Annotated in this window: 14 protein-coding genes and 2 rRNA genes; 12 read left to right on the forward strand and 4 right to left on the reverse strand. The window is 74.2% G+C overall.

What is annotated here, in order from left to right; all coding sequences use genetic code 11:
* Nucleotides 1-93, forward strand: a 23S ribosomal RNA gene (locus ACIBIW_RS27315); the annotation flags it as partial.
* Nucleotides 94-222: 129 nt separating this feature from the next.
* Nucleotides 223-339: ribosomal RNA gene (gene rrf / locus ACIBIW_RS27320) — 5S ribosomal RNA — on the forward strand.
* Between the two features lie 60 nt (nucleotides 340-399).
* Here rrf and ACIBIW_RS27325 read toward each other — a convergent pair.
* Complete coding sequence (locus ACIBIW_RS27325) at nucleotides 400-1797, reverse strand: hypothetical protein (RefSeq protein ID WP_399339717.1); 1398 nt, start codon at nucleotides 1795-1797, stop codon at nucleotides 400-402.
* Here ACIBIW_RS27325 and ACIBIW_RS27330 point away from each other — a divergent pair.
* Complete coding sequence (locus ACIBIW_RS27330; RefSeq protein ID WP_399339718.1) at nucleotides 1780-2643, forward strand: tetratricopeptide repeat protein; 864 nt, start codon at nucleotides 1780-1782, stop codon at nucleotides 2641-2643. The two genes, ACIBIW_RS27325 and ACIBIW_RS27330, sit on opposite strands and share 18 nt — an antisense overlap.
* 63 nt (nucleotides 2644-2706) lie before the next feature.
* On the opposite strand, the gene ACIBIW_RS27335 is transcribed toward ACIBIW_RS27330, so the two are convergent.
* Nucleotides 2707-4005: a DUF1015 family protein gene (locus tag ACIBIW_RS27335; protein WP_399339719.1), complete on the reverse strand. Its 1299-nt coding sequence runs from the start codon at nucleotides 4003-4005 to the stop codon at nucleotides 2707-2709.
* Between the two features lie 103 nt (nucleotides 4006-4108).
* On the opposite strand from ACIBIW_RS27335, the gene ACIBIW_RS27340 reads away from it, so the two are divergent.
* The 4 genes from ACIBIW_RS27340 to ACIBIW_RS27355 all read left to right on the forward strand — a co-directional run bounded on the left by ACIBIW_RS27340 (nucleotide 4109) and on the right by ACIBIW_RS27355 (nucleotide 8280).
* A complete protein-coding gene (locus tag ACIBIW_RS27340; protein ID WP_399339720.1) occupies nucleotides 4109-5137 on the forward strand; it encodes an HAD-IIA family hydrolase in 1029 nt (342 codons plus the stop codon).
* Between the two features lie 83 nt (nucleotides 5138-5220).
* A complete protein-coding gene (locus ACIBIW_RS27345) occupies nucleotides 5221-6264 on the forward strand; it encodes a FecCD family ABC transporter permease (protein ID WP_399339721.1) in 1044 nt (347 codons plus the stop codon).
* Nucleotides 6261-7289: a FecCD family ABC transporter permease gene (locus tag ACIBIW_RS27350; protein ID WP_399339722.1), complete on the forward strand. Its 1029-nt coding sequence runs from the start codon at nucleotides 6261-6263 to the stop codon at nucleotides 7287-7289. The genes ACIBIW_RS27345 and ACIBIW_RS27350 overlap by 4 nt, the downstream gene beginning before the upstream one ends.
* Before the next feature lie 91 nt (nucleotides 7290-7380).
* On the forward strand, nucleotides 7381-8280 hold the full coding sequence (locus ACIBIW_RS27355) for an ABC transporter ATP-binding protein (RefSeq protein WP_399339723.1): 900 nt from the start codon (nucleotides 7381-7383) through the stop codon (nucleotides 8278-8280).
* A 150-nt stretch (nucleotides 8281-8430) separates the two neighbouring features.
* Here the strand turns inward: ACIBIW_RS27355 and ACIBIW_RS27360 are convergent, their stop codons facing one another.
* Entirely contained in the window at nucleotides 8431-8778 is a 348-nt protein-coding gene (locus tag ACIBIW_RS27360; RefSeq protein ID WP_399339724.1) for a sterol-binding protein, read from the reverse strand.
* Nucleotides 8779-8821: 43 nt separating this feature from the next.
* Between ACIBIW_RS27360 and ACIBIW_RS27365 the strand changes: the two genes are divergently transcribed.
* The 5 genes from ACIBIW_RS27365 to ACIBIW_RS27385 all read left to right on the forward strand — a co-directional run bounded on the left by ACIBIW_RS27365 (nucleotide 8822) and on the right by ACIBIW_RS27385 (nucleotide 14429).
* On the forward strand, nucleotides 8822-9286 hold the full coding sequence (locus ACIBIW_RS27365) for a hypothetical protein (RefSeq protein ID WP_399339725.1): 465 nt from the start codon (nucleotides 8822-8824) through the stop codon (nucleotides 9284-9286).
* A gap of 7 nt (nucleotides 9287-9293) precedes the next feature.
* A complete protein-coding gene (locus tag ACIBIW_RS27370) occupies nucleotides 9294-10106 on the forward strand; it encodes a TlyA family RNA methyltransferase (RefSeq protein WP_399339726.1) in 813 nt (270 codons plus the stop codon).
* Complete coding sequence (locus ACIBIW_RS27375) at nucleotides 10103-11017, forward strand: NAD kinase (RefSeq protein WP_399339727.1); 915 nt, start codon at nucleotides 10103-10105, stop codon at nucleotides 11015-11017. Before ACIBIW_RS27370 ends, ACIBIW_RS27375 begins: the two co-directional genes overlap by 4 nt.
* A gap of 124 nt (nucleotides 11018-11141) precedes the next feature.
* On the forward strand, nucleotides 11142-12899 hold the full coding sequence (gene recN / locus ACIBIW_RS27380) for a DNA repair protein RecN (RefSeq protein ID WP_399339728.1): 1758 nt from the start codon (nucleotides 11142-11144) through the stop codon (nucleotides 12897-12899).
* 387 nt (nucleotides 12900-13286) lie between these two features.
* Nucleotides 13287-14429, forward strand: coding sequence for a glycosyltransferase family 4 protein (locus ACIBIW_RS27385; RefSeq protein ID WP_399339729.1), 1143 nt, complete (start codon nucleotides 13287-13289; stop codon nucleotides 14427-14429).
* A 250-nt stretch (nucleotides 14430-14679) separates the two neighbouring features.
* Here ACIBIW_RS27385 and ACIBIW_RS27390 read toward each other — a convergent pair whose 3' ends face one another.
* Complete coding sequence (locus tag ACIBIW_RS27390; RefSeq protein WP_399339934.1) at nucleotides 14680-16452, reverse strand: glycoside hydrolase family 15 protein; 1773 nt, start codon at nucleotides 16450-16452, stop codon at nucleotides 14680-14682.
* Nucleotides 16453-16824 lie beyond the last annotated feature (372 nt).

Genomic DNA, 16824 nt, shown 5'->3' on the forward strand with positions numbered 1-16824 from the left:
GGCTCCCAGGAGACGACTGGGTTGATAGGCCAGGTATGGAAGCCGGGTGACCGGTGGAGTTGACTGGTACTAATAGGCCGAGGGCTTGTCCTCAGATACTCGCGTCCACTGTGTTGGTTCTCAGACAACGAACAGTTGTGCTGGCTGAACAGCGTCACTAATTGAAGAGTGTGCTTGTTCGCTGCCCTGTTCTGGCCCCCGCAAGGGGGAAACTGATGGGGTTTCGGTGGTCATAGCATAAGGGAAACGCCCGGTCACATTCCGAACCCGGAAGCTAAGCCTTATTGCGCCGATGGTACTGCGAGGGGGACCTCGTGGGAGAGTAGGACGCTGCCGAACAATTTGTGGAGGACCCTCGGTCCCGGCGTGCATGCTGGGACCGAGGGTCCTTTTGTATTTTCAGGGCTTGTTTTCCAGGGCGCGGCACGCGGGCGCCCGCGTCAGAATGATCGCTGTACCCAAGAAGGAGCCAGAGCGATGCCCACCAACTCTCCCGACGAGCGACCGGAGCGCGGAGAGCGCCGCCGGGACAGTGGTGAACGCGGCGGCTACCGCGGCGGTCCCCGCAGGGACGGCGACCGCCCACGCAACGACCGCTCCGGCGACCGCGGTTACGGCAGGGGAAGCCGGCAGGGCGACCAGGGTGACCGCGGCGGTTTCCGCCGTGACGACGACCGTGGCGGCTTCCGCGGGCGGGACAGCCGGGACGGCCGGGGCGGGCGCGGTGAGCGTGATGAGCGTGGGCGTGGTGGGCGTCCGCCGTTCCGGCGTGACGACAGGCCCGGTGGTGGGCGTGACAGCGGTGGTTACCGCGGTGGCGGCGACCGGCCCCCGTACCGCCGCGACGACCGCCAGGACCGCGACGACCGCCGCCGCGACGACCGGGGTGACCGCTACGAGCGGGGCGGCAGCTATGACCGTGGAGGCCGCGGAGACCGGGGTGAGCACCGGGGGAGTGACCGCGGTGGCTACCGAGGCGGCTTCGACCGCGGCGACGACCGCGGGGACCGGGGGCGCCACGGCGACCGGCCGCGCTCCGGCGGCTACGGGGACAGGCCCAGGTCCGACCGCTACGACGACCGCCCCCGTTCTGACCGCTACGGCGACCGGGGCGACCGGGGCGACCGCGGCCGGAGCCACGACCGCCGCGACGACCGCGGTGGCTACCGCCGTGACGACGACCGCGGTGGTTTCCGTCGCGATGACGACCGTGGTGGCTTCCGTGGGCGTGACGGCCGTGATGGCCGTGATGATCGGGGCGGGCGCGGTGAGCGTGATGAGCGTGGGCGTGGTGGGCGTCCGCCGTTCCGGCGTGACGACAGGCCCGGTGGGGGACGTGACAGCGGTGGTTACCGCGGTGGCGGCGACCGGCCCCCGTATCGCCGCGACGACCGTGGTGACAGGGCCGGTGGTGGTTTCCGCAGGGACGGTGACAGGGCGCCGTACCGCCGTGACGACCGTGGTGGGCCGCGCCGCGAGGGTGAGAGGGGCGGCGGTGAGCGGCCCGCGTTCCGGCGCGACGAGCACCGTGGCGACACCCGGCCCGGCGGCGGCTACCGCGGCCGCGACGACCGCGACCGGCCCGGCAGGGGCCCGCGCCGCGACGACCGGTGGGACGGCGGACGCGGGCGGACCGGTGGTTTCCGGGGCCGCGACGACCGGCGCGGTGACGACCGCCGGGGCGGCGGGCGCTTCCGCGACGAGCGCGACCGGGACCGGGAGCCCATCAGGCGGCTGCCCATCCCCGAGGACGTCACGGGCGACGAGATCGACAAGGACGTGCGGCAGGAGCTGCACAGCCTGCCCAAGACGCTCGCCGACGACGTGGCGAAGAACCTGGTGATGGTCGCCCGCCTGCTCGACGAGGAGCCCCAGCGCGCCCACGAGTACGCCAAGGTGGCGCTGCGGCTCGCATCGAGGGTGGCCGCGGTGCGCGAGTCCGCCGGGTTCGCCGCGTACGCCAACCAGCTCTACGGCGAGGCGCTCGCCGAGTTCAGGGCGGCCCGCAGGATGACCGGGCACGCCGAGCTGTGGCCCGTGATGGCCGACTGCGAGCGCGGGCTCGGACGCCCAGAGAAGGCGCTCGACATGGCAGGGGCCCCCGAGGTGAACAAGCTCGACAAGGCCGGCCAGGTCGAGATGCGGCTCGTCGCCGCAGGAGCCAGGCGCGACCTGGGGCAGTTCGACGCCGCCATCGTCACGCTCCAGAGCCCCGAGCTGGCCTCGGGCTCGATCCACCCGTGGACCGCGCGGCTGCGGTACGCCTACGCGGACGCGCTGCTCGCGGCCGAGCGCACCGACGAGGCACGCGACTGGTTCGCCAAGGCCGTGGAAGCCGACAAGGACGGCGCCACCGACGCCTCCGACCGGCTCGCGGAGCTGGACGGCGTCGAGTTCACCGACGCCCTCGACGCCGAACAGGAACTGGCCGTCGCCACCTTCGACGCCATCCAGGATCTCGACCCCGTCGCCCCCCTCACCGACGACACCGACCCCACCGACGACATCGACGACATCAACAGCGCCGACGAGGTGACGGACGAGCCGGGCGCCGACGACGCTCCCGACACCGACGAGCCCTCGGGCGCCGCCACCGACACCGACCCCGACACCGGCCGCGACCCCGGTCAGAGCCCCGCCTAGCCCCACCACCGCCGAGCCCGGCTCGGCCCCCCGGAACCGGCCCCGCCGCACGCCCCGCCCGCCTCACACCCTGAGGCTCCGCAGGACGAGCCCCGTGGCCGGTTTCGGGCCGAACGACGTGGACTTGCGCGGCATCATCACGCCCCGCCGCGCCAGTTCGCGTACCGCGTCCTCGTGGACCGGGTGCAGCAGCACCGCCGTGCCGTTCTCCCGCTCCGCCTTCGCCACCGCTGCCGGGGCGTCATGGATGTAGGCGACGTCCTCCGGGGCGTCCCGTACCCGCCAGACGCCGTCGAGCAGCGTCTCGTGGAGCACCGTCGCGTCCAGGGAGCGCCAGCGCTCCGGGCGGTCGGCGGGCACCGTCCGCGCCAGCAGGGCGGGCTCCGGGCGGTCCAGCAGATGGAACGACCCGTCGCCCGCGAGCAGGAACGCGTTGCCCTCCGCCGCCGCCCCGGCCAGCTCCGCGAGGGCGTCCTCCAGCGGCCCCGCCACCCGGCGCACCCGGAAGAGACCGGCCGCCGCCGCCAGCGCGTCCCGTACCGGAAGGCGGTGCAGCACCCGGTGGATCGCGCGGACCCGCAGCGGATGGCGGGCCGTGTCCACCAGCAGCACGAGACCGAAGTCCCAGGGGCCGGGAGCTAGTTGCTCCGCGCGTAGATTCAGATACGTGGCCCAGCGGTGGTGGCCGTCGGCGATGAGGGCCTGGTGGCGTGCCAGGTCCGCGCGGACCTCCGCGATCCGCGCCGGGTCCGTGACCGCCCACAGCCGGTGCAGGAAGCCGTCCTCGGTGACCGTCGACAGCAGCGGCTCGGTGGCCGCCGCCCGCTCCACCACCGCGGCCGTTCCCGTCACCGAGCCGTCGCCGCGGTAGGTCAGCAGCAGCGGCTCCGGATTGGCGGCGGTGGCACGCATCAGCTCGGCGCGCTCGGCCACCACCCCCGGCATGACGTCCTCGTGCGGCAGCACCACGCCCTCCCGCGGCGGGGTCAGCCGCAGCGCCCCGATCACACCGCGCTGCACAAGGCCGTCGCCGCGCTGCTCGTACACATACAGGCCGGGCTCGGGGTCGACGGCGAGCACGCCCTGCGCGAGCCAGCCGTCGAGGGTCGCCGCGGCCTGCTTCGGGCCGGTCGACGGCGACGGCGCCCTGGGCAGGATCAGCCGGACCACGTTGTGCGGGTCGGCCGACTCCAGATGGTCCTGGCCGTCGGGGCGCACCACGACGTCGTACGGCGGCGACATGACCGCCGAGAGGCTGCCGACGCGCGCGGGCACATAGCGCACGCCTTTGAAGGGAACGAGATCCAGGCCGCCGCGCGGTGGAATCGCAGGCGTACCCTCGCTGGAACCGGCGCTGTTCATTGCGGCATCGTATGTGCACGGTCGGTATCGGTGCAGTGGTGCCGATGCGGGATGATCGGGGCACTGCTTCCCGACCAAGTCCCCGACCAAGGAGCGATCTGCGATGAGCCAGACCGTCAGGACGCGGCCCGGCGCCAGCCCCCGGGAGCTGCACCGGGCCTACGACACGGCGCTGCTCGACCTGGACGGGGTGGTCTACGCGGGCGGCGCGGCGATCGCGCACGCGGTGGAGTCCCTCGACCGCGCGCGCGGCGCGGGCATGCGGCTCGCGTACGTCACGAACAACGCGCTGCGCACACCGGACGCCGTCGCCGCGCACCTGACGGAGCTGGGGATTCCCGCGGCCGGCGACGACGTCGTCACCTCGGCGCAGGCGGTGGCGCGACTGATCTCCGACGCGTTCCCCGACGGGGCGCGGGTCCTCGTCGTCGGCGGCGAGGGGCTGCGCGCGGCGCTGCGCGAGCGCGGACTGCGCCCCGTCGAGTCCGCCGACGACGAACCGGACGCCGTCGTCCAGGGATACGGCGGCCCCGACCTGGCCTGGGGCCGGTTCGCCGAGGCGTGCTACGCGGTGGCCAGGGGAGTGCCCTGGTTCGCGTCGAACACGGATCTGACCATCCCGAGCGGGCGCGGCATCGCCCCGGGCAACGGGGCGGCGGTCGAGGTCGTACGGATCGCGACCGGCGCGGAGCCCCGGGTCGCGGGCAAGCCGCTGCCGCCGATGCACCGGGAGACCATCCTGCGGACCGGGGCGAAGCGGCCCCTGGTCGTCGGCGACCGCCTCGACACCGACATCGAGGGCGCCTTCAACGGCGGGGTCGACTCCCTGCTCGTGCTGACCGGCGTCACGGACGCCGCCGGGCTGCTGGCCGCGCCGCCCGAGCACCGGCCCACGTACGTCGACGAGGACCTGCGCGGGCTGCTCACCGGGCAGCCCGAAGTGGAGTCGGGCGACGGCGAGTTCCGCTGCGGCGGCTGGCGGGCCGCGGCCGGGCGCGAGGAGTTGGCGCTCGACGGCGACGGCGCGGCCGTCGACGGGCTGCGCGCGCTGTGCGCGGCGGCCTGGACCGCCGCGGGGGACGGCGGGTGCGCCCTCGACCCCGGCAAGGCGCTGGCCCGCCTGGGTCGCTGACCGCACGCGGGGCGGCCCCCGGGGGGTGAGGCAAGGCCAGGGGAGTGGCGGCGCGGAGGGACGGTTAGGTTAACCTAACCTCTGTGTTGGTCGACAGTCCCCCAGAAAAGCGCGCCGCCGCGGCGCCCGCCCCGCCCCGGCGGCGTGCGGTGCGCGGTCTCGGGCTCCTCGTCACCGTGGTGATCCTGGCGCTCGTCGCGGCGGCGAGCATCGCGATCGGCGCCAAGCAGCTCTCCCTGGGGCAGGTGTGGCACGGCCTGTTCCACGACACCGGCACCTACGCCGACGTCGTCGTCGGGCAGCGCCTGTCCAGGACCCTGCTGGGGCTGCTCGCCGGGGCCGCGCTCGGCCTCGCGGGCGCGGTGCTCCAGGCGCTGACCCGCAACCCGCTGGCCGACCCCGGGCTGCTCGGCATCAACGCGGGTGCGTCGGCCGCCGTGGTCACCGCCATCACCTTCCTCGGGGTCACCTCGCTGGCGGGCTACGTATGGTTCGCCTTCGTCGGCGCCGCCGTGGTCGGGGTGCTGGTGTACGCGCTCGGCGGCAGCAGGGGCGCCACCCCGGTGCGGCTCGCGCTCGCCGGGACGGCGCTCTCCGCGGCGCTGTCCGGCTACCTCCAGGCCGTGATGCTCTCCGACAGCCAGGCCCTGGGCACGATGCGCTTCTGGACCGTGGGATCGCTCGCCTCCGCCAACAACCACACCATCCTCCAGGTGCTGCCGTTCCTCGGTGTCGGCGCCGTCATCGCGCTCGGCCTCGCCAGGCCGCTGAACGCGGTGGCCATGGGCGACGACACCGCCAGGGCGCTCGGCGCCGGGCTCGGCCGCACCCGGTTCCTCTCGATGCTGTCCGCGACGCTGCTGTGCGGGGCCGCGACCGCCGCGTGCGGGCCCATCGTCTTTGTCGGGCTGATGGTGCCCCATGTCGTACGGTCCTTCACCGGGCCCGACCTGCGGTGGATTCTCCCGTACGCGACGCTGGCGTCGCCGGTGCTGCTGCTGGGCGCCGACGTCATCGGGCGGCTGATCGCCCGGCCCGCCGAGATCCAGGTGGGCATCGTCACCGCGGTCCTCGGAGGCCCCGTCTTCATCTACCTGGTCCGCAGGCGGAGGGTGGCACAACTGTGAGGGCGGTAAGGACGCGGGGCGGGCTCTCGCTGCGCTTCGACACCCGGGCCCTCGTGGTCGTGGTGCTGCTGGTGCTGATCGCGCTGGCCGCGGGCGTCGTACTGATCGGCACGGGGGACTTCCCCATCCCGGTCTCCGGGGTGCTGCGCTCGCTCGTCGGCGACGGCGACCCGGGCCAGGAGTTCATCATCAACGAACTGCGGCTGCCCAGGGTCCTCGTGGGCCTCCTCGTGGGGTCCGCGCTCGGGCTCTCGGGGGCGCTGTTCCAGGCCGTCGCGCGCAACCCGCTGGGCAGCCCCGACATCCTGGGCATCGGACAGGGCTCCACCGCCGGGGCGCTGGTGGTGATCGTGCTCGTCTCCGGCAGCGCGGTGGAGGTCGCCCTCGGGGCGCTCGTGGGCGGTCTCGCCACCGGCGCCGCCATGTACCTGCTCGCGTGGAAGCGTGGGGTGCACGGCTACCGCCTCGTGCTCGTCGGCATCGGCGTCTCCGCCATCATGACGGCGGTCAACGGCTACCTCCTCACCAAGGCCGACCTGGTCGACGCGGCGCGCGCCGTGGTGTGGATGACCGGGTCGCTCGACGGGCGGGACTGGGCCCAGGTCTGGCCGCTGCTCGTGGTGTGCGGGGTGCTGGTGCCCGTGGCGCTGTTCCACGCCCGGGCGCTGCGGATGCTGGAGATGGGCGACGACACCGCGTACGCGCTCGGGGTGCGGGTGGAGCGGACCAGGATGACGCTGCTGCTGACCGGCGTGCTGCTGGCCGCAGCGGCCACCGCGGCGGCGGGCCCCGTGGCGTTCGTGGCGCTGACCGCGCCGCAGCTCGCCAGGCGGCTCACCCGCTCGCCGGGGCCCAACCTGCTGCCCGCGCTCTGCATGGGCGCGGCCCTGTTGATCGGCGCCGACTGGGCCTCCCAGCGCGTCTTCGGCGCCGACCAGCTCCCCGTCGGCGTGCTCACCGGTGTCCTCGGCGGGGTCTACCTGCTGTGGCTGCTGGTCACCGAGCGCAGGGCGGGGCGGATATGACCCCGGGGGCAGCCGCCGGAGCCCGCCAGGGACCCGGTGCGCACACGAACGAGACGACCACAGGCGCGAGCGGAGCGAAGGAGGGCCCGGCATGACGGTCGGCGCGGGAACCGGAGAAGGGATGAGCGTGGTCGAGGACCGCAGCCCACGGGACGGCGCGGCGGCGCCCGCGCCCGGGGCCCGGGAGGGCAACCGGCTCGTCGCGGACGGCGTCACCCTCGGATACGACCAGCGCGTCATCGCGGAGAACCTCTCCGTGGAGATACCCGACCGCTCCTTCACCGTCATCGTGGGACCCAACGCCTGCGGCAAGTCCACCCTGCTGCGCGCCCTGTCCCGGATGCTCAGGCCGCACCGGGGCACGGTCCTCCTCGACGGGCAGGCCATCCACTCGCTGCCCGCGAAGAAGGTCGCCAGGACCCTCGGGCTGCTGCCGCAGACGTCCATCGCGCCCGACGGCATCACCGTCGGCGACCTCGTGGCCCGCGGCAGGTACCCGCACCAGGGGCTGCTGCGGCAGTGGTCGTCCGAGGACGAGCGCGTCGTACGGGAGTCCATGGAGTCCACCGGCATCGCGGAACTCGCCGACCGCTACGTCGACGAGCTGTCCGGAGGGCAGCGGCAGCGGGTGTGGATCGCCATGGCGCTTGCGCAGCAGACCCCGCTGCTCCTCCTCGACGAGCCCACCACCTACCTGGACATCCAGCACCAGATCGACGTGCTCGACCTGTGTGCGGAACTCCACGAGGAGCAGGGCAGGACGCTGGTCGCGGTGCTGCACGACCTCAACCACGCCGCCCGCTACGCCACCCACCTCGTGGCGCTGCGCGACGGGCGCGTGGTGGCCGAGGGCGCCCCCTCCGACATCGTCACCGCGAAGCTGGTCGACGACGTGTTCGGGCTCGCCTGCCAGGTCATCGAGGACCCCGAGACCGGTACGCCGCTGGTGGTACCCGCGGCCCGCAGGCCGAAGGCGCGCGGCGGGAAGTGACACGGGGTCCGGGCGGCCGGGGTCCGGGCGATCGTGGTCCGGGCCGATCGTGGTCCGGGCGATTGCGCCGGAGACCCTGTCCGCCGGTGGCCCATACCCCGCCGGCCCGCCCCGGCCGGGGCCGTGCGGGGGGTGTGCTCCGCGCCGGGGTCAGAGCAGTTTGCGCAGCCGCAGCAGGTCCCGTACGCCCGCCTCCAGGCGGACCCGGCCCGAGCCCCAGGCGCGGGCGAAGTTCAGTTCGCCGTCGACCATCGCCACCAGGTCGTCCCCGGTCGCGGCGATCCGGATCTGCGCCCGCCGGGACGGGGCGCCCCCGACCGTGTCCTCGACCTCGATACTGCCGTCCCGCAGCCGGCCCGTGAACGTCGTGTCGAGGTCCGTGACGTGGCAGCTCAGGGAGCGGTCGAGGCCCGCGGTGCCCGGCACCCCGCCCGCCGGGGCCGCCATCCGCCGCGAGAGCCTGTCGAGTGCCGCACGGCACTCCTGAATCGTCGCCATCGGCAGCGACGGTACCCCACCCCTTCGGGGTAGCGTCGGGGCCATGAACGACCTCCCCGCCGGCCGGCCCGCACCCTGGCCGCCGCGCCCCGCGCCGCAGCGGCCCGTACCCCCGCCGCCCCCAGGGCCGGAGAACGCCGCGGACGGCCGGGACACCGACCCGGGCCCGCCCGCGCCGGAAGGCCACGCACCCGACGCCCCCGGGCGGACCGGCGCCCACCAGGACGCCCCCGAGGAAGCCGACGAGCGGGACGGCCCCGACGCCGCCGGGCCGCACCCCGGTCCCGCCGGGCCCGAGGCGCTGGGTGTGCCGCGCTCGCCCACCGGGAATGCCGAGGTGGACGCGCGGCTCGCCCGGCTCGCCGACACCGACCTGCTCGCCACCGACGGGCACCTGGAGGTGTACGAGGACGTCCACCGCGCCCTGCGGGACACCCTCACCGCGCTGGACGCCCCGCCGGGCCCGAGACCCCCCGCGCCCGCACCCCACGACCACACCAGGAGCTGAAGAGAACGTGGCAGGAGTGGCACGCAGCCGCCTCGACGCCGAACTGGTGCGCAGGGGCCTGGCACGCTCCCGCGACCACGCGGGCACACTGATCGCGGAGGGGCGCGTCCGGGTCGGCGGGCTCACCGCGACCAAGTCGGCCACCATGGTGGAGACCGGCGCCGCCGTCGTCGTCGCGGCCGACGAGAACGACCCCGGGTACGTCTCCCGCGGCGGCCACAAGCTGGCCGGGGCGCTCGCCGCCTTCACCCCGCGCGGGCTCGTCACCGAGGGCCGCCGCGCCCTCGACGCAGGCGCCTCCACCGGCGGCTTCACCGACGTCCTGCTGCGCGCGGGCGCCGCGCACGTCGTCGCCGTGGACGTCGGGTACGGACAGCTCGCCTGGTCGCTCAGGAGCGATCCCAGGGTCACCGTCAGGGACCGCACCAACGTCCGCGAGCTGACCCTCGAACAGGTCGGCGAGCCGGTGGACCTCGTCGTCGGCGACCTGTCGTTCATCCCGCTCGCCCTGGTACTGCCCGCGCTCGTACGGTGCGCGAGCCCCGGGGCCGACCTGGTGCTGATGGTCAAGCCGCAGTTCGAGGTCGGCAGGGAGCGCCTCGGCAGCGGCGGCGTGGTGCGCAGCCCCCGGCTGCGCGCGGACGCGGTGCGGGGCGTCGCCGAGCACGCCTGGGGCATGGGGCTCGGGGCGCTCGGCGTCACCGCGAGCCCGCTGCCTGGCCCCGCGGGCAACGTTGAGTATTTTCTGTGGCTGCGTGCCGGTGCGGCCGAGCCGGAACCGGCCGACATCGAACGCGCAGTGGCGGAGGGGCCGCGGTGACACAGACGCACGATCCGAAATCCCGGACAGTCTTCCTTCTCGCGCACACCGGACGCCCCGCGGCGATCCGCAGCGCGGAACTGGTGGTGCAGGGGCTCCTCAGGTGCGGCATCGGGGTACGGGTGCTCGCGGCCGAGGCCAGCGACCTGCCGCTGCCGCCCGAGGTCGACCTGGTGGACGAGGCGGCCCCGGGGTCCCTGGACTCCTGTGAACTGCTCATCGTGCTCGGCGGCGACGGCACCCTGCTGCGCGGCGCCGAGTTCGCCCGCGCCTCGGGCGTGCCGATGCTGGGCGTCAACCTCGGCAGGGTCGGCTTCCTCGCCGAGGCCGAGCGCGACGACCTGGACAAGGTCGTGGACCGGGTGGTGACGCGCTCCTACGAGGTCGAGGAGCGTATGACCGTCGACGTGTCCGTGCACACCAACGGCGACGTGGTGCACCGCGACTGGGCGCTCAACGAGGCCGCCGTGCAGAAGGACTCCGCCGAGCGGATGCTCGAAGTGGTGCTGGAGGTCGACGGGCGCCCGGTCACCGGCTTCGGCTGCGACGGCATCGTCTGCGCCACCCCCACCGGCTCCACCGCCTACGCGTTCTCCGCCGGGGGCCCCGTGGTCTGGCCCGAGGTGGAGGCGCTGCTGATGGTGCCGATCAGCGCCCACGCCCTCTTCGCCAAGCCGCTGGTGACGTCGCCCGACTCGGTGCTCGCCGTGGAGGTGCAGCCCGGCACCCCGGTGGGCGTCCTGTGGTGCGACGGGCGGCGCACCATGGAACTGCCGCCCGGCGCCCGGGTCGAGGTGCGCCGCGGCGCGGTCCCGGTACGGCTCGCCCGGCTCCACCACGCCAACTTCACCGACCGCCTCGTCGCCAAGTTCGCGCTGCCGGTGGCCGGATGGCGGGGCGCGCCCGTCTGATCCGGGCGCGGCGGGGGCCGCGGTCCCACTCCAGCGGGTGACACCTTGGCTACCGGCGCCCCCGCCACCTGCGCTTTCGCGGCGGCGGGGCAGGGGCCGTCGCACAGGCGGCCCCCGACCTCGTATGGTCGGAAGCGTGTTGGAGGAGATGCGGATACGGTCGCTCGGAGTCATCGACGACGCGGTGGTCGAGCTGTCCCCCGGGTTCACCGCCGTCACCGGCGAGACCGGCGCGGGCAAGACCATGGTCGTCACCAGCCTCGGACTGCTGCTCGGCGGCCGCGCCGACGCCGCCCTGGTACGGATCGGCGCCAAGGCGGCCGTCGTCGAGGGGCGCCTCAGCGTGCCCCCCGACGCCCCCGTCGCGGGCCGCGCCGAGGAGGCCGGCGCCGAACTCGACGACGGGGCGCTGCTGATCAGCCGCACCGTCTCGGCAGAGGGCCGCTCCCGCGCCCACCTCGGCGGCAGATCCGTGCCCGTGGGGCTGCTCGCCGAGCTGTCCGAGGACCTGGTCGCGGTGCACGGCCAGACCGACCAGCAGGGTCTGCTGAAGCTCACCCGGCAGCGCCAGGCGCTCGACCGCTACGCGGGCGACGCGGTCACCGTGCCGCTCGCCAAGTACACGACCACGTACCGCAGGCTGCGGGCCGTCGCCGCGGATCTCGACGAGATCACCACCCGCGCCAGGGAGCGCGCCCAGGAGGCCGACCTGCTGCGCTTCGGGCTCGACGAGATCGCGGGCGTGGAGCCACGCGCGGGGGAGGACACGGATCTGGCGGCGGAGGCCGAGCGGCTCGGCCACGCGGAGGCGCTGGCCTCGGCCGCCGCCGCGGCGCACGCCGCCCTCGCGGGCAACCCCGAGGACCCGGAGGGCGTGGACGCCACCACCCTCGTCGCGGGCGCCCACCGCACCCTGGAGACCGTGCGCGGACACGACCCGGCGCTCGGCGCCCTCGCGGGCCGGCTCGGGGAGATCTCCATCCTGCTCGCCGACGTCTCGGGAGAACTGGCCGGATACGCCGACGACCTCGACGCCGACCCGCTGCGGCTCGCCGCCGTCGAGGAGCGCCGCTCTCAGCTCACCCAGCTCGTCCGCAAGTACGGCAGTCCCGACGAGGGCCTGGCCGCCGTCCTCGACTGGGCCGAGCGCGGCGCCGCCCGCCTCGCCGAACTCGACGGCGACGACGACCGCGTCGGCGAGCTGAGCGCCGAGCGCGACGCGCTGCGCGCCGAACTCGGCGGCTTCGCCCAGGCGCTCACCGAGGCACGCACCGAGGCGGCCGAGCGCTTCGGCGCCGCCGTCACCGAGGAGCTGGCCTCCCTCGCCATGCCGCACGCGCGCGTGACGATCGAGCTGCGGCACACCGAGGCGGAGGCTCCCGACGGCATCGAGGTCGACGGCCGCACCCTCGCCTACGGGCCCAGCGGTGTCGACGAGGTCGAACTCCTCCTCGCCCCGCACCCGGGCGCCCCCGCGCGGCCCATCGCCAAGGGCGCGTCGGGCGGCGAGCTGTCCCGGGTGATGCTCGCCGTCGAGGTCGTCTTCGCGGGCACCGACCCGGTGCCCACCTACCTCTTCGACGAGGTCGACGCGGGCGTCGGCGGACGCGCCGCCGTCGAGATCGGCAGACGGCTCGCCAGGCTCGCGAAGACCGCGCAGGTCGTCGTGGTCACCCACCTGCCCCAGGTGGCCGCCTTCGCCGACCGCCAACTGCTCGTCGAGAAGACCGATGACGGCTCGGTCACCAGCTCGGGCGTGAAGACCCTGGAGGGCGAGGACCGCGTCAGGGAGCTGTCGCGCATGCTCGCGGGCCAGGACGACTCGCAGACCGCGCGCGCCCACGCCGAGGAACTTCTCGCCGCCGCCCGTGCGGACATCTGACGCACACCCACCCGCCCACCTGACCCCTCGGGCATGCCCCAAGGGGACGGGTCCGGGCGCCCGATCGGACTAGTTCCCTCCGCTGATATCGCTCGTGTGGGTGATATCCGGCCGATCTTCTGACGACTGTGTGACGGTGAACACCCGTATCGCCAGGGGCGAGCGCCAGAGCGAGGACACAACAACCGTGCGCAGTGGCATCCTTGGCCCTGTACCAAAATAGGGGTGCCGTGTTCGAGAGCGGCCGGGAGCGAAAGGGGACGCGCCGTGCCGCACGCCGCCCCGCCCCCGCCGTCCGCCCCCGCCTCCGGTGGTCGAGAACCGTCCGGCGCCCCCGCGCCGCGTCCCCGTAAGACCGTCCCCCCGCCGAACCAGGAGCCCGGCCCCGTGAGCAGCCACGCACCGCACGGCCACGCGTCGCTGCGCGCCGTGCAGGTGGTCGGCGGGCGCGGCGCGGGCCTGGTGCGCCCGCTGGCCGCGGGGCTTGTCGCCAGGGGCGTGCGGGTGCTGGTGTGCGCCCCGCCCGAGGCCGAACGCCTCCACCGTTACACCGAGGCCGGGGCCAGGCATCTGCCGCTGCCCTGGCACCGCGGCCCGGTGAGCGTCGCCGCCCTGCGGGCCGCCTGCCGCGACGCCGACGTGGTGCACGCGCACGGGTTGCAGGCCGCGCTGCGCAGCGCCCTCGCCCTCACCGGGCGCGCCACCCCCCTCGTGGTGACCTGGCCGCCGCCTCTCGTCACGGGCACCGCCGAGCCCGAGGGCTCGCGGGGGCGGCTGCGGCGGATGCTGGAGCGGCGCGCCGCACGCGCCGCGTCCGTGGTGTTGGGCGCGGACCCCGACGCCGTGGCCACCGCGCGGCGGCGCGGCGCGAGGGACGCCAGGCTCGCCGCGGTCGCCCTCGTCGTCGCCAGGTCACCGCACCCGCGCCGGGACACCGACCCGGACGACCCCGGCGGCAAGGCACGCGCCGAACTCGGCGCCATGGGCCGCCCGCTGCTGCTCGCGGTCGGCGCGCTGCGGCCGCGCCAGGGCATGGACGTGCTGCTCGACGCGGCCCGTAGCTGGCGCGGCTTCGACCCCGAGCCGCTGCTGGTCGTCGTCGGCGAGGGACCGCTGCACGGCAGCCTCCAGCGCCGCATCCACCGGGAGCGGCTGCCGGTGCGGCTGCTCGGCGAGCGCGACGACCTGCCCGACCTGCTGGCCGCCGCCGACATCGCCATCGCCCAGGGCGGCGCCGCCGCCCGCCCCGTCCTCGCCCACCAGGCGCTGCACGCGCGCGTGCCGCTCGTCGCCGCCGACTCGGGCTGCACCGCGGCGCTCGTCGGCCAGGCCGCCCAGTTCTTCCCCGACGGCGACGCGCGCGCCCTCGGCCGCGCCGTCGTACGGCTGCTCGCCGATCCGGCGCGGCGCGAGGCGCTCAAGGACCTCGGCGCCGAGCGCGCCGCGACCTGGCCGACCGAGGACGAGACCGTCGCCCAGACCCTCAGCGTCTACGACGAACTCACAGGACCCGCGCCCGCGCTCGCCTGAACCCTGCCCCCGGACCGCCCCTGACCCCCGAGCCCGGCCCCGGAAGCACCCCCCGGAGAGGGAACGTTTTTCGGCCTGGGACGAAACGGAGAAGCTGGCCGGAAAACGGCGAAAACCAGCGGAAAACCTACGGAAACACCAAAGACACAAAGCGGAAAAGAGCTGGCAAAGCGCCCATGAAAAAGGGGACCTCGACACCGCGAGATCCCTCGAAAGGGAACCCGCCCGAACACCCGGGCGGGCCCTTGCCTCAGCCCCCGTACGCCCCGCACGCCGTCAGGCGCAGCGCGGTGTCGATGAGGGGCACATGGCTGAACGCCTGCGGGAAGTTCCCGATCTGGCGCTTGTTCACCGGGTCCCACTCCTCCGCGAGCAGCCCCAGGTCGTTGCGGAGCGCCAGCAGCTTCTCGAAGAGCTTGCGGGCCTCCTCCACCCTGCCGATCATCGCCAGGTCGTCCGCGAGCCAGAACGAGCAGGCGAGGAAGGCGCCCTCGGCGCCGGCGAGCCCGTCCACCCCCTCGTCACCCGCGTCGTCCCCGGTCGTCGGGTAGCGCAGGATGAAGCCGTCCGGCGTCGACAGCTCCCGCTGGATGGCCTCGATGGTGCCGATCACCCGCTTGTCGTCCGGCGGCAGGAAGCCCATCTGCGGGATGAGCAGCAGCGAGGCGTCCAGCTCCTTCGACCCGTAGGACTGGGTGAAGGTGTTGCGCTCCTTGTCGTAGCCGCGCTCGCACACATCGTGGTGGATGTCGTCGCGCAGCGCCCGCCACTTCTCCAGCGGGCCGTCCGCCTCACCCGACTCGATCAGCTTGATCGTGCGGTCCACCGCCACCCAGGCCATCACCTTCGAGTGCACGAAGTGCCGCCGGGGCCCGCGCACCTCCCAGATGCCCTCGTCGGGCTCGTCCCAGTGGTCCTCCAGATAACGGATCAGCTTCAACTGCAACAGCGCCGCATAGTCACTGCGTGCCAACCCGGTCATGTGCGCCAGGTGCAGCGCCTCGGTGACCTCGCCGTACACGTCGAGCTGGAGCTGCTGCGCCGCGTTGTTGCCGACCCGCACCGGCTGCGACTCCTCGTAGCCGGGCAGCCAGTCCAGCTCCGCCTCGCCCAACTCGCGCTCGCCCGCGATGCCGTACATGATCTGGAGGTTCTCCGGGTCGCCCGCGACCGCCCGCAGCAGCCACTCGCGCCAGGCCCTCGCCTCCTCGCGGTACCCGGTGCGCAGCAGCGACGACAGCGTGATCGCCGCGTCCCGCAGCCAGGTGTAGCGGTAGTCCCAGTTGCGCACGCCGCCGATGTGCTCAGGCAGCGAGGTGGTGGGGGCCGCGACGATGCCGCCGGTCGGCGCGTACGTCAGCGCCTTCAGCGTGATCAGCGAGCGGACCACCGCCTCCCGGTAGGGACCGTGGTACGTGCACTGCGCCACCCACTCGCGCCAGAAGTCCTCGGTGGCCTCCAGGGCGGCGTACGGCTCCGGCAGCGCGGGCGGCGCCTTGTGCGACGGCTCCCAGGACAGGGTGAACGCCACCTTGTCACCGGGTGCCACGGTGAAGTCCGCGTAGGTCGTCAGGTTCTTGCCGTACGTGCCCACCGGCGTGTCGAGCCAGACCGAGTCGGGCCCCGCCACGGCGACCGTACGGCCGTCGATCCGGCGCACCCACGGCACCACGCGCCCGTACGAGAAGCGCATCCGCAGCGCGGAGCGCATCGGCACCCGGCCGCTGACCCCCTCCACGACGCGCACCAACTGCGGTGCCCCGTCCCGCGGGGGCATGAAATCGGTCACCCGCACCGTGCCCCGCGGGGTGTCCCACTCGGACTCAAGTACCAGGGACTCCCCGCGATAGCGCCGCCGCGCCGCCGACGGGGGCTCGGTATCGGCGGGGTGGGCGGGCCCCAGCCGCCAGAACCCGTGCTCCTCGGTGCCCAGAAGGCCCGCGAAGATGGCATGCGAGTCGAAGCGGGGCAGGCACAGCCAGTCCACGGTGCCGTCCCGGCAGACCAGGGCGGCGGTCTGCATGTCTCCGATGAGTGCGTAGTCCTCGATGCGCCCGGCCACGTGTATCTCCAGTCAAACGGCCACGTCGCCCCCCCCCAGGGGAAGGCGTCCGCTTTGCGGTCAAGGGATTGTCAATGCGATATCACTGCTGAGAACGCCTGCCGAGGGGCTCTTCAGACCGGTGTCCACGGGCGGGATGGTGCCCTCTTCCGGCCTGCTCGGCTGCGAGCGTCCGAGCAGCATACGACGCACCTGGGCGATCCGTGCGCCGCATCTGGGAACCGGGAGCGGCCACGGGAGTGACGTCGTCTACGCGTGTCCGGGCGGCTGCGGAGCGTGGCCGAGTACAGCCCCTTTTCGGCACTGTTAGTCTGGTGGTCCGTGGACCGGTGG

Source organism: Streptomyces sp. NPDC050560 (genome assembly GCF_044457285.1).
GTDB lineage: Bacteria > Actinomycetota > Actinomycetes > Streptomycetales > Streptomycetaceae > Streptomyces.